Here is a 13,828-nt window from a genome sequence, read left to right as displayed (position 1 = left end):
TGATGCCTGAAAGAAGTCCACTTAACTAATGTAATTCAGTCTTATATTGAATATAGGCTGGATCAGAATGGAGGAATTATGTCATATTTAGAAATCGAAAAAGTAATAGGACGAGAAATTCTTGATTCAAGAGGTAACCCAACTGTAGAAGCAGAAGTTTATCTTATTGATGGAACTGTTGGTCGTGGTACTGCTCCATCTGGTGCTTCAACTGGTGAATTTGAGGCTCTTGAGTTAAGGGATGGTGATAAGTCAAGATATTTAGGCAAAGGAGTTACAAAGGCTGTTGATAATATTAATACAATTATCAATGATACACTTGTAGGTCTTGATGCGTCTGATATATATGCTGTTGATGCTGCTATGATAAAGGCTGACGGAACTAAGGATAAATCTAAGCTTGGTGCTAATGCAATACTTGCTGTATCAATCGCCTGCTGTAGAGCTGCAGGCATTGCTCTTGATATTCCTCTTTATAAATTCTTAGGTGGAATTTCAGGCAACAGACTTCCAGTTCCTATGATGAACATTATTAATGGTGGCTGTCACGCTTTATCATCTGGACTTGATGTTCAGGAATTTATGATTATGCCTGTTGGCGCACCTTCATTTAAAGAATGTTTAAGATGGTGCTCAGAAGTATTCCACGCACTTGCTTCTATATTAAAGGAACGCGGACTTGCAACTTCTGTTGGTGATGAAGGGGGTTTTGCTCCTGCATTAAAGTCTGATGAAGAAGCTATCGAAACTATTCTTGAAGCCGTTAAGAAGGCTGGATATGAACCAGGCAAAGATTTCAGGATTGCTATGGATGCAGCTTCTTCTGAATGGAAATCTGAAAAAGGAAAAGGTTACTACAAGCTTCCTAAGGCTGGTACAGAATATACTGCTGAACAGCTTATCGAGCATTGGGCAGCTCTCTGCGAAAAATATCCTATCATTTCTATCGAAGATGGTCTTGATGAAGAGGACTGGGAAGGCTGGCAGAAACTTACAACAAGACTTGGCGACAAGGTTCAGCTCGTTGGTGATGACCTTTTCGTAACTAATACTGAAAGACTTTCTAAGGGTATAAGCCTTGGTGCTGGTAATGCCATTCTTATAAAGCTTAACCAGATTGGTTCTGTATCTGAAACACTTGAGGCTATTAAGATGGCTCATAAGGCTGGCTACACAGCTATCAGCTCACACCGTTCAGGTGAAACAGCCGATACAACAATCGCTGACCTTGCAGTAGCTCTTAATACCTGCCAGATAAAGACTGGTGCACCTTCTCGTTCAGAACGTGTTGCTAAGTATAACCAGTTACTTAGAATTGAAGAAGAACTCGGTGACTCAGCCGTATATCCTGGAATTAAAGCATTTAATGTTCATTAATTAAATGTATACATAACAATAAGCTGTAAGTGCTAAGAGGATTGGCACTTACAGTTTATATTTTTATCTTCTAACCCGATTACATATATTTAACTATTACGTTATATACACAAAATACAAATAAATTATTTATTATTTATCACATATACTGGTGTCTTATAAGCTCCCTGTTTTTCTAACAATCCATTATTTACCATTTCTACAAGAACTATCCTTGCACGTCTTTGCTTTACCTCAAGTAATTCTTCCGCCTGACGTGAAGTTATTTTACCGTTTTCTTTTATATACTCAAGTATTTTTTTCTGCTGTTTTTTAATAATTACATCTTTTTCCAATACTTTTTTATCGGCACTTTTTTGCTATTTATTTCTTCATTCTTTATTACATAGTCATATGAATAATCATCGTCCAATGGAACAATTATTTTAAAAATATCTCCTTCTACAAACCTTGGTTCTTGTCTGGAATAATATTTGCTATATTTAAACAGATTGCGAACTCCTGAGCCAAGCTGGTCGGCGTAACCAATATTTCTAAAAAATGCTGCTATAATTGGATTTTTAGGATTAGGTTCAAGATTATCAACTGTAATAAATCCTCCTCCCATTGCTCGGCTTGCATTTTCTACATACATTCGTTCTTTTTCTATAACAAATTTAGCTGTATAACTGCTTAAAAAAGCGGAACAAAGAGCTCCGCTCTAAATTCCGCTTTTTAACCATTACATATTATCTTATAAAATTCGTAAACACAAATTCAGGTTCTTCTGGCATATTAATTCCCATCTTCATAGCCACATTCTTACAATTTATAAAGAACGCCATATTGTTGCCAAGTACCTGCATAACCTGCATACCTTCTTTATCCTGCTTTACTTCATCAGGAGTTGCTCCGTGTACCATATTCCAGTATCGCGAAGTCACAATAGGCATCTGCATAAGTCCAAAATATTTATTCATCTGATCCCAGGTAGCTGTTGTACCAGCTCTTCTTGCTGATATCACTGCTGCTGCCGGCTTTAGTCTGAAACGTCCGCCTTTACCATTGAGGTCTGCATAGAACACTCTATCCATAAATGATGTAATTGTGCCACAAGCTCCTCCCCAATGTACAGGAGAACCAAATATGAAACCATCATAATCACCAGCAATATCAAGGAATTCATTTACTGAGTCATTAAATACACATCTGTTATTGTCTTTACATTTTTTGCAGGCTATACATCCTGAAAGAGGTTTATTTTCTATCCAGAAAATGTCTGTATCAACTCCATTTTCATTTAATGCCTTTGACACTTCACATAATGCCGTATATGTACAGCCCTCTTTATGTGGGCTGCCATTAACCAATAACACTTTCATCTTAATCCTCTTTTCCAGATTATTTATTTGCTAAGATTAAGTGACTTAACCCATTTAGAAATCTCTGATTCTGATGCTCCGGAACTAAATCTCTGTCCAGCTTTCCAGTTACCTGTACCAGCCATTTTCTGTAACAAATTACCACTATCACCTATTCCTGATGATGCAGATGTACAGAATGGAATAACTGTCTTGCCTGTAAAGTCATTGCCCTTTACAAAGTTATTAACAGGCCATGCAGCAATATACCACCAGATTGGGTAACCTATTAATACTGTATCATAAGAAGCCCAGTTATCTGGTGTAATCTTAGTAAGTGCTACATCCCTGAGGCTCTCATTATTATGTTCCTTAGAAACTCTGCTGTTATTATTCTGCCAGTTAAGGTCGTCATTAGTGTATGCCTGAACTGGTGTTATTTCAAATGTATCCGCACCTATTTCCTTAGCTATTTCCTGCGCTACATTTCTTGTACTTCCTGTTGCTGAATAAAATACTACAAGAGTTTTGCTGCCTGATGCCTCTGTTGTGGTATAAGCTACTTTAGTATCTGCCGATATACTGCTCCCTGAAGTAGTAGAACTTTGTGTTGCCTTAACTGTACTATCTGTTTTGCTTGTTGTATTGCTGGTACTATTGGATGATGTACTTCCACAACCTGCAAGCATACCAAGTGATAACACACAAGCTGCCATAATACATATTATTTTTCTTAATTTCATATATACCTTTCCCTTCTTTATTTATTCTTTAATAACATTATTAATACTGCTCTGATTATTGTATAATTTACCAGTTCTTCTTTTCCTTTGAACTGTCGTTATTATTTTTTCTTTCTTCGACAATATTTACAAACCACTCAACCATCTTAGGATCCTGATGTGAGAAGAATGAACTTTCTGCCTTATCAAGTCCTGCAATAGTATTCATATCTTCATCAGAAAGTGTGAAGTCAAATACATTGAAATTCTCTTCCATTCTTTCAATATGAGTTGATTTTGGAATAACCACAATACCTCTTTGAATATGCCAGCGAAGCATAACCTGTGCTGGAGTTTTTCCATATTTCTTAGCAATCTCATCAATGACTGGATTATCGAAAGTACCTCCTCTTCCTTCTCCAAATGGTGCCCAAGCCTCTAACTGAATTCCATATTTATCAGCCCATTCTTTCAATTCCTTCTGCTGGTTAAAAATATGTGTTTCTACCTGATTAATCATTGGCTTAATTCTGTTAAATGATGCAAAATCAACCATTCTGTCAACATAGAAGTTAGATATACCTATTGCTCTTATCTTGCCTTCATCATATAAATCTTCAAGGGCACGGTATGCACCATAGGCATCTGAAAATGGCTGGTGAAGAAGTACTAAATCAAGATAATTTGTCTTTAACTTTTTCATAGACTCAAGAACTGACTTCTTAGCTTCTTCATATCCATAATGCTCAATCCATACCTTTGTTGTGAGGAAAATTTCTTCTCTTGGTACTCCTGATTTTTCAATTGCATTACCAACCTCTTCCTCGTTGAAATAACTCTGTGCTGTATCAATTGCTCTGTATCCAACTTTAAGAGCATCAAGAACACATCTTTCACATTCATCCTTAGTTACCTGATATACGCCATAACCTAATATTGGCATTTTTACTCCATTGCTTAATGTTACATATTCCATTACCTTATCCTCCTATTTAACAAACTATATTTTAGAATTGTTATATATATTTACAACTCCCTGTAATGACTATTGTGCAGATGACTACATAACCATAAAACATATACATACTGACATCGTACTGACATAATCAGTACCTTTTTATTATGCAGTCATCTGCTCTCTTTACATCTTTATTATAATACATATCTCTTATATAAGAAGTCTCTATTAGTTTTGCAGTTATAACCATTAGGTTATAACTATTTTTAAGGCTATTTTTAAAACTATTTTCAAAATTGTATTTAAAACCTTTTAAACTTAACCATTATTTATCTAACCTTTGCAAATAACCAGTTCATAATACTCTCGTCCCTTACAAATAATGAACCGCCATATCCGTGCTGATTAGTAATTCCTTTACTTGTAAAATACGATGTCGGTTTAATATCCAGCACTAACAGTTTATCTATATCACTATCACTTAAACCCTGCTGCCTATATAAGCTGTGAAGTTCATTGTAAGCCTTACGTGATGGTTCTGAACCATAATATTCATCTTTCTCACCTATAACAAAATATACTGGTGTCCTGCTATTAACAACCTTATCATACGCTCCGTCCCACTGTGAACTGCATTGAAGATAGGCTGTATATAGCTCCGGCTGCATACCCATAACCCGTGACATAGTCTCTCCGCCTCCAGAGTACCCTTCAGCATATACTCTCGACTTATCAATATTATAAGCATCAAGAAAATATTCTGTAAGCGCTATTGTCTGTCTTGCCGAAGTGTCACCACAGTCATTAAGCTGCGGTGCAACTATAATCATCTTAGGAATATAATCTCTTGCAGCAAATCCAAATTCTTCTGTCCTTACATTTTCTCCAACACCTTGGAAATACAGACCTTGATAACCCGGAAGTGTCATAAACAGCGCATAACTTTCACTTCCATCATAATCATCTGGTATGTATACATTATAATGAATATCACCTTCTGTTGCTGAATGTAATACATTATCAAGAACAAAACCTCTATATTCTTTTGTTCCATTTTCTACATTATAATTATCAGCTTTATTAATAGAATTATCTTCATCTGATATTACATCAGAACCAGTATTAGTTGTATTATCCTCATTAGTGCCTGAATTCACCGAATTATTTATTCCAGTTGTCTGCCAAACTGACACTGATTTATTATTAACACTGCCACAGGCTGACAGACTTATCATAAGTGTAATTGAAACAATCATATATAGCATTTTTCTATTCATACATTTTCTCCTGTATTACACATTAAGTCTCACTGGCACTCTTGCCTCAATGCCGTTATGTACAAGCACTGTTAGATATTTTTTCCAAACTTTATAGCTTCTGTCCTATCAGTTGCCATTCCTTTATAATTCATTCCATAAAGTCCTGCAAATTGCTTCATAGTATACTCACCAGCTTCCAGCATCCATTTTTCCGGTGCTGCTCCCTGAAATAGAAAATACATATCTCTTCCCTGTAATTCACTTTCACTTACAAGACCATAAAATCTATCAAGCACATTTCTTACTGAACCACATATATTATGCCAGTAAAGTGGTGAACCAATGACAATTGTATCTGCTTTCTTCATCTTATCAATTACAACACCAAGTTCATCGTCTTCATAATTCTGGCCATAGCTGTATATCTTTAAATCTGTAAGATTTATTGTTTCATACTCTTTTCCTGATAATAATGCATCTGCAAGCTTCTTTGTATTACCTTCCTTGTTAGGACTTCCGTTAATAAATAAAATTTTCATTTTAATTCTCCTTTTCTACCACACTATTTAATATTATTTTTTTACCAGCTTTTTATATTATTTTCTGTAATTTGTCTTTTTTATCAGTTTGCTGAAGTAATAGCTAATCATTGCTATTAATGCCATAACAGCAACATAATCTAATATAAAAAACATTACATTTTCTGTATAATCATAAAATACAAAATGTACTTTCATCAAAAGATATGCACCTATCTGTCGCTTATTAAAAGCATATATTCCATAAATGCCAGCTATCAGTACTATTATTCTTGAAAGCCATCTTCTATATACATATCTGTCCTTGAACAATCCAGACACCATACCAACAACCATATTCCAATGCAGTCCAAGATGAAGTGACATTACGACAAATCCCCAATATGCGCAGAACATATGCACCTGTCTTGCTGCTATCGTAGTACCAGCAATTGTTACAGCTTTAAATATATGATTAGACAGAAGTATTCCGCTTATCATTGACCCCAGCATTAGTATCAGCATAGCTATCACAAGTAATGTCTGATATATTCTGAAAATAGTATATCTGCCTTTTGCCAATGCACCTATCCATTTTCTGTTTAATATATGGTGAACTATAAACAGCACAAGCATTGCCATTCCAATCCACTCATGAGCTGTCTCTCCTATAAGACTATACGGCATAAGCAATAACAGGCTTACTGTAAGACATATGTCTATTAATATTTTTGCCATTAGTTTTCTGTTCATTTTATTATTCCTTTCATATTACTTTCCCAGAAACTTACTGCATTATTAATCCAGCCTTCTGCCACCGTTCCCTGTCCTAAACCAAAACCGTGTGACAAACCATTAAACACTTCAATCTCTGCATTAGTTCCGTTACGTTTTATCTGATTAATGTATCTTTCCATACTTCTATACGAAGCTATTCCATCACTTGTACCAACACACGCATATGTAGGAGGTTCATTTCCCTGCACCTGTGAAAGTCCTGTATACTGCATAATAACTGATGCTGGATTTGGATATGTCTTTTCACCAAAAGTTGATGTTCCATATGAACCAAGCCACGCCGCCATTCTTGCTCCTGCTGAACCACCCCAGAGTGAATAATCTGTCATATCTATGTTAAGTTCAGCTGAGTGCTCGTACAGAAATGCTATTGCTCTTGCAAGATCTTCACACGCTGTCTGTGCTCCTGGTCTGTATATTAATGCAAATGCATTATAACCCTTTTTAGATAATTCCAATGCGTGCGGAAAACTATCGTGTATTCCTGCAACATATACAAAACCACCACCAGCATTGACTACAGCACTTTTGGCATTATCATTACCTTTAAAGAAAAATATTCCTGTATTTTGTTTCTCTGGATCATCGGCTTTCTCACTATCACTATATATATCATAAAATATCTGTCTGCCGCTCTCAGCTTCATTTCTTAAATAATTAACAATCTCTACAGTTTTGTCTGTATTAATCTCACTATACCAGGGAAGTATTGAACTTATATTTTCCAATGTCAAATCATTGCTTATTCTTATATCAACAGGAAATATTAATCTTCCATAATTACCAAATGCTTCATCATTAATAACATCTATTACTCTTGTATTCTTTGTATATTTATTATTACTATCTTTATCTGACTGCATATTATCTCCACTATATTCATTCTTTCTTATATTGTCTTCCTGATTACTGATGTTATTTGTACTGCTTAAATTCTGCTCTGCCATATTATTATTATTATTATCTGTATTATCAGCACTTCCACATCCATACAGTGTCATAACACCTATAAGCAGTAACACTACCTGTGTAATTCTTAATCCTGTACTCATACTTCACCTCACTTTTAATACTTCTTGATTGTATTATAAAAAAAGGGACTTCATTTAAGAAGTCCCGATTAGTTATTCAGTATTAACCTATTGGTTATTGCTTAACTTTTCTACAGCTTTAATAAGCCTTTTTACTTTGTCAGATGGCTCTTTAGAATATAATAACCCATATAGTATCTTATAATCCCAGTCCACTGGTATTATCTTTATTAATGGATGTACGCTTTCCCAGCTTTTTATTGTAAGCAATAACCCATTATTATTCTCACATCTGTTAAATGCATCAACATTATAAAGCTCTATATCTGTTATATTAATCCCCGGATAATTCTTTATCAAATCAGAACGGAGCTTATCGTTATAAGTACTCCACCCCTTATACATAAGCATAAGGTTCTCTCCTTCCATATCCTCAAGATTAATTATATTCTTTCTGGCTAGTCTGTGATGAAACGAAACACCCACACAAAAAGGTTCCATTGATATCTTTATTCCATCACACCCACGCAGCTTTAACAAAGCCTCATCAAATATTCCTGCCACAACATCTATATTCTTTCCAAGATTACCCAGTATCTCTCTTGCATTCTCCGTTGTATTCTCAAATGGAACTAACTGAAACTTCATATCTGGATATAATCTTTGTATCTCTGGCCATAATTCAACAAATATCTGCGGAGGTGTAACTGGTGATATTCCAACCCTTATAACATCATCTGATATCTGCATAGCATCCTTAGCCCTCTTCACTGATTCCCTGCAATAATCAATCACATACCTGGCATCATTATATATTGACTTTCCTGCCTCTGTCATAACCAGTCCTCTATGAGTACGATTAAATAATTGCAGACCAAGGCTTGCCTCTAAAGAATTAATCTGCTTTATAACCGCTGGTGAAGATATAAAAAGCTTTTCCGCCGCCTTGCTAAAGCTTCCCGACTCAACTACACATATAAAAGTTTCTAACTGCGAATTGTACATCATCTTACGTCATCCTCCATATTATTACAATACTAAATATGTTCTTTGTTAATTAACTATGTTATAAGCATAGCACTCGGTAGTAACTACCGGTCAAGTCGTTTATATTTATTTAATAATTATGAATAATGTATTCTTATTCCATCCCTTCCTCAAGCCACTTAGCAATATTAGAAAAGTCTATAGCAAGGTCACCACCATAGATATTCACTGGAACCGGCTTGTCAAATCCATATATAACAGGATAATTATCACCTTCAAAATAATATACAAGTATCTTCGCCTGCACGAAATCCACTATCCAATATTCACGGACACCAGCTTCCATATACTTTGACAGCTTAAGGGCATAGTCCCTTTTCTTAGTAGATGGAGATATTACTTCAAGAACAAAATCCGGTGCTCCATATATTCCAAATCTCTTAATCTTGGAAGTGTCACATATTATGCCAACATCTGGCTCAACCATTGTCTTATTATCGCAGTCAAGCTGTACATCTACCGGTGCAATAAATGGACGGCAGCTTCCGTTATGCTCCATAATATAATTAGCAATCTGACGGTGTATTTCTCCTGCAATTGACTGATGTCCAAATGTAGGCGACAGCATTGTATAGAAATATCCATCAATTAACTCAACTCTCTGGTCCTCTGGTAAGGCATAATAATCATCAAGCGTATAACTTCCATTCCTGTCAGTCTTATAAGAAGCAGCAGCCTCGCACACTACAGATTGCTCTGTAAAAATCTGTTCAAGTGCCAGAAGCGTATCATAGCGTGGACTTTCTGTTTCACCAGAAAATATCTTCTGTATTGTTCCTAATGGTACTCCCGATAACTCTGCCATCTGCGCATAAGTATACCCTTTCTCTTTCTTCTTATCCTTCATCTCCTGAATAGTCATATACAGCACCTCCGTATAATAGGTCTAATGTCTATAAGTTACTTTAATTAAAGTATAGGAGGTGAATTTCCATTTGTCAACCGGTATTATATATAATTTTAACCGTTAATATAATAAAATTTCCATTTTCCAACCGTTTATCTTTATTAATTTACCATTTAATCTTTTAACAATTTTATCATTGTATTAAATGCCCATTCCATATGCTATATACTATATAACCTTCTTAATCCACTTACCGCTAAAGTATCTGCTTACAAAGACTATTCCTCTTACTGTCCAGTCTGCGAACATACCATACCACACTGCCATTGGTCCCATATTGAATACCTTAACAAGACCAATACACAATGCAACCCTGCAACACCACATAGTTGTCATTGATGTTATCATTGAGAACTTTACATCTCCTGCCGCTCTCATTCCGTATGCTGGAACGAATGAGAATACCCACGCAATTGGCTTATATATTGTTATCGCACCAACCATCTCTATACACATTCTTGCACTGTCTGTCTCCATTCCACCAAGAACCGTTATAGGACGTACAAGTGCATACACGATAATACAAGATACAATAATTCCTATCTCTGCTATTCCGCACAATTTGACTATGTAATACTTGGCTTCTTCTTTTCTTCCTGCTCCAAGACACTGTCCTACAACAGTCATAAGGCATATACCAACACCTATTCCAAAGACACCATTAACATTTTCTAATATATTAGTCATAGCCTGTGCCGCAATAGCCGCTGTTCCCATAGTTGATACTGTTGACTGGATTGCAAGCTTACCGAACTGGAACATACTGTTCTCAATTCCTGACGGAACACCTATCGCAAGTATCGAGCCTATAAGCTTATAATCAGGTCTTATCTTATGATATTCTGATACTACTATATCTATCTTTGGCTTGGATAATGCAATAAATATAACAACCATACAGAACACTCTTGATACAAGTGTTGATATAGCTGCACCTGCAACTCCCATATTAAATACGAACATAAGAAGTGCATTTCCACATACATTTATTACGTTAGAGATTACTGATACCATCATAGGATATCTTGAATTACCACACGATCTGAATATCGCTGAGCCTGCACTAAACAACGCAAGAAATGGATAACTTAACGCTGTATACAGAAAGTATGTTACTGCATTGCTCATAACCTCAGGTTCTACCTTACCAAATATAAAACTTAAAAGAGGTCTTCTTAATATAAGTCCTGCTATTGTTATGACAACTGCTATTGTGGCAACTGTAAGCACAACCTGTCTTGCCGCCTTATTAGCACCCTCACGGTCTTTCATTCCTATATAATGTGAACATATAATTGCCGCACCTGTAGCCATAGCAGAAAATAACTGTACGATAAGGTTATTAACCGAGTCAACAAGCGATACACCCGATATTGCCTGGCTTCCAAGGTTACTTACCATCATAGTATCCACCATACCCATAAATGAGTTAAGCAGCTGTTCGACAACTATTGGTATAAGAAGTGCAAACAGTGCTTTATTGTGAAACATCAGATTATCCTTATCAATATCAAATAATTTCTTTTTATCTGCTAATAATTTACTCATAAAAATTGACGCTCCATTTCTTAACTAACTTACCTCGTATAAGATAATCAATTAATAAGCGAACGTCAACCTTTATTTACATATTTAACTGCAATATTTACATACTTTAACTACAATATTTGTATATTTAATTATATAATGATGCCGGGGTCAAAAGCCCCGACTTTGATACCTACTAATATCAAATCAGTATACTGCCTATACTGTCATATTATCAGCAAATACAACTCTTATAGTAGTTCCCTTTCCTAATTCACTTTCAAGCTCTATATGTGCATTATGGTGTTTGGCTACTATATGCTTTACAATCGCAAGCCCAAGTCCTGTACCACCAGTAGATTTTGACCTGCTCTTATCAACTCTGTAAAATCTTTCAAATATCCTGTCCTGATGTTCCTTAGGTATTCCTATACCGTTATCCGCTACTTCAAGAACATTTTCAGTCACACCATTATTCTGTCTTGTATACACAGATACCTTAACCTTTCCACCCGGATTATTGTAACGTATCGCATTATCACACAGGTTATATATAAGCTCCTCAAGCATCTGCTTATCAGCCGTAATATTAACATCACTTCCTGTAACATCAATAATAATGCTGTGCTTCTGTGCACTTATCTCAAGCATCTGCACCGTTGACCTGGCTGTTTCATACAGATTAACTGTCTCAAATATTTCTTCTGTCGATATGGCATCAAGCTCTGATATTCTTATAATATCATTGATAAGCGAGAGAAGTCTTTGTGAGCTTTTATGTATTTCACCTGCAAATCTCTTGGCATCATCACCTGCCGCCATACCACTTTCAATAAGCTCAGAATAGCCTGATATTGATGTCAGCGGTGTCTTTAATTCGTGCGAAACATTTGCCGTGAATTCCTGCCTCATATTGGCATTGCGCATAATATCCTCGTGCTGCCTTTTAATAGTTGTGACAAATGGAACAAGCTCCTTATATACTTTAACCGACTCCGAAGCATCCATATTATTGGCAAGATACTCAATCGGCTCAACAATGCTTTTTGTCAGAAAATGTGAACTTATCATACAGATTATAAAGAGAATTACACATAACACAATTATAACAGGGAGCATACTTGTCATAATACTCGTCATACTGCTTACTTCCCTTGAAACTCTTAGCACATATCCATTATCAAGTGCAACTGCATAATAATAAGAATTCTTATTAAGTGTTACGGACCTTCTTATGTCACATCCATAACCATTCCGTCTAGCCGCAACAACCTCAGGACGTTCGTTATGATTTTCCATTTTATCAATATCAACAAGTGTATCGACTACCGCATAACCCTGTGAATTAATAAATGTTATTCTAAGATTTCCATCGTAATTATCAATTACCTTCTGTTCAACTATATTGTCAGGGTCTGTTACCATTCCCCAGGCATCTGCACCAATAAACACATCTATGTAATTGTGCATATCTTCAAGCACTTCATGCTTTAGTACATTGTAGAACACAGTACACGCTATAGATACAGATGCCACAATAGTAACAAGTGCCATTATCATATACAAAAGATTAATTCTTTTTTTCATTATTTGGCCTCATCATCCATAAAATATCCTACATTACGGACAGTCTTTATATAATTACCAGCCGTACCAAGCTTATGTCTTAATGTCTTGATATGAACATCAAGAGTTCTTGACTCGCCCTCGTAATCTGTACTCCATATTCTGTCCATTATATTATCCCTTGTCAAGACAATTCCACGGTTAAGTGCAAGATATTTTAATAATTCATACTCTTTATAAGTAAGCTCAACAGGTTTATCATCGACATATGCAACTCGTTTTTCATCATCAATAAAAAGACTTCCAATTCCTATAAGCTTCTCTTCATCAGAACTTCCTGTCCTTCTAAGAAGTGCTTTAACTCTTGATATTAATTCCATAATTCCAAATGGTTTGGTTATATAATCATCAGCTCCAAGGTCAAGTCCTTTAACTTTATCAAGCTCTGTTGTCTTAGCTGTAACCATTATAACAGGAACTCTTCTTGTCTCTGGAGTCTGTCTTATCTTTCTTAATATCTCTAATCCATCTTCATCTGGAAGCATAACATCAAGAAGTATCATATCTGGTATTCTGTCTCTCATAAGCTTATGGAATTCTTTGCCGCTTGCACACTCAACAACTGTATGTCCTGCATTCTTTAAAGCAAAGCTTTCAATCTCGCTTATATTTTTATCATCTTCAACAACATATACATATGCCATAATATCCTCGATTTCTGCGACAGATTTCAGCATATTAATACATTTTATCTTTAAAAGATTATACAAAATGTATC

At 35.6% G+C, this 13,828-nt stretch carries 15 protein-coding genes; 1 reads left to right on the top strand and 14 read right to left on the bottom strand.

The annotated features are described in order from the left end of the window. Nucleotides 1–78: 78 nt before the first annotated feature. Complete coding sequence (gene eno, locus WMO14_RS06905) at nucleotides 79–1,377, top strand: phosphopyruvate hydratase (protein ID WP_349153549.1); 1,299 nt, start codon at nucleotides 79–81, stop codon at nucleotides 1,375–1,377. Between the two features lie 125 nt (nucleotides 1,378–1,502). Here the strand turns inward: eno and WMO14_RS06900 are convergent, their stop codons facing one another. The 14 genes from WMO14_RS06900 to WMO14_RS06835 all read right to left on the bottom strand — a co-directional run bounded on the left by WMO14_RS06900 (nucleotide 1,503) and on the right by WMO14_RS06835 (nucleotide 13,754). Next, a complete protein-coding gene (locus WMO14_RS06900) occupies nucleotides 1,503–1,712 on the bottom strand; it encodes a helix-turn-helix domain-containing protein (protein WP_055176287.1) in 210 nt (69 codons plus the stop codon). Beyond that, nucleotides 1,697–2,011, bottom strand: coding sequence for an ATP-binding protein (locus WMO14_RS06895; protein WP_055176291.1), 315 nt, complete (start codon nucleotides 2,009–2,011; stop codon nucleotides 1,697–1,699). The genes WMO14_RS06900 and WMO14_RS06895 overlap by 16 nt, the downstream gene beginning before the upstream one ends. Nucleotides 2,012–2,105: 94 nt before the next feature. Further along, nucleotides 2,106–2,738: a flavodoxin family protein gene (locus WMO14_RS06890; protein ID WP_055306748.1), complete on the bottom strand. Its 633-nt coding sequence runs from the start codon at nucleotides 2,736–2,738 to the stop codon at nucleotides 2,106–2,108. Between the two features lie 23 nt (nucleotides 2,739–2,761). Further along, nucleotides 2,762–3,460 (bottom strand): flavodoxin, encoded by a 699-nt coding sequence (locus WMO14_RS06885; RefSeq protein WP_349153548.1) that lies wholly within the window; start codon nucleotides 3,458–3,460, stop codon nucleotides 2,762–2,764. Nucleotides 3,461–3,527: 67 nt separating this feature from the next. Continuing rightward, nucleotides 3,528–4,415 (bottom strand): aldo/keto reductase, encoded by an 888-nt coding sequence (locus WMO14_RS06880; RefSeq protein ID WP_349153547.1) that lies wholly within the window; start codon nucleotides 4,413–4,415, stop codon nucleotides 3,528–3,530. 311 nt (nucleotides 4,416–4,726) lie between these two features. Continuing rightward, nucleotides 4,727–5,674, bottom strand: coding sequence for a prolyl oligopeptidase family serine peptidase (locus tag WMO14_RS06875; protein ID WP_349153546.1), 948 nt, complete (start codon nucleotides 5,672–5,674; stop codon nucleotides 4,727–4,729). 71 nt (nucleotides 5,675–5,745) lie between these two features. After that, a complete protein-coding gene (locus WMO14_RS06870; protein WP_055176307.1) occupies nucleotides 5,746–6,195 on the bottom strand; it encodes a flavodoxin family protein in 450 nt (149 codons plus the stop codon). A gap of 57 nt (nucleotides 6,196–6,252) precedes the next feature. Next, nucleotides 6,253–6,912: a DUF4405 domain-containing protein gene (locus WMO14_RS06865; protein ID WP_242854149.1), complete on the bottom strand. Its 660-nt coding sequence runs from the start codon at nucleotides 6,910–6,912 to the stop codon at nucleotides 6,253–6,255. 11 nt (nucleotides 6,913–6,923) lie between these two features. Continuing rightward, a complete protein-coding gene (locus tag WMO14_RS06860) occupies nucleotides 6,924–8,024 on the bottom strand; it encodes an alpha/beta hydrolase (RefSeq protein WP_349153545.1) in 1,101 nt (366 codons plus the stop codon). A gap of 87 nt (nucleotides 8,025–8,111) precedes the next feature. Continuing rightward, nucleotides 8,112–9,011 carry a LysR family transcriptional regulator gene (locus WMO14_RS06855; RefSeq protein WP_055176311.1) on the bottom strand — a complete coding sequence of 300 codons (900 nt, stop codon included), beginning with the start codon at nucleotides 9,009–9,011 and terminating at the stop codon, nucleotides 8,112–8,114. A gap of 133 nt (nucleotides 9,012–9,144) precedes the next feature. After that, entirely contained in the window at nucleotides 9,145–9,912 is a 768-nt protein-coding gene (locus tag WMO14_RS06850) for a Uma2 family endonuclease (protein WP_349153544.1), read from the bottom strand. Between the two features lie 213 nt (nucleotides 9,913–10,125). Beyond that, nucleotides 10,126–11,505: an MATE family efflux transporter gene (locus WMO14_RS06845; protein WP_022501541.1), complete on the bottom strand. Its 1,380-nt coding sequence runs from the start codon at nucleotides 11,503–11,505 to the stop codon at nucleotides 10,126–10,128. A 198-nt stretch (nucleotides 11,506–11,703) separates the two neighbouring features. After that, nucleotides 11,704–13,071: a sensor histidine kinase gene (locus WMO14_RS06840; protein WP_022501542.1), complete on the bottom strand. Its 1,368-nt coding sequence runs from the start codon at nucleotides 13,069–13,071 to the stop codon at nucleotides 11,704–11,706. After that, nucleotides 13,071–13,754: a response regulator transcription factor gene (locus WMO14_RS06835; RefSeq protein ID WP_022501543.1), complete on the bottom strand. Its 684-nt coding sequence runs from the start codon at nucleotides 13,752–13,754 to the stop codon at nucleotides 13,071–13,073. Before WMO14_RS06835 ends, WMO14_RS06840 begins: the two co-directional genes overlap by 1 nt. Nucleotides 13,755–13,828 lie beyond the last annotated feature (74 nt).

Source organism: Lachnospira rogosae (ex Hitch et al. 2025) (genome assembly GCF_040096455.1).
In the GTDB taxonomy this organism is placed as follows: domain Bacteria; phylum Bacillota; class Clostridia; order Lachnospirales; family Lachnospiraceae; genus Lachnospira; species Lachnospira rogosae.
Note: the sequence above shows the minus strand (reverse complement) of the source record. Positions and strands in the feature narration are given on the sequence as shown.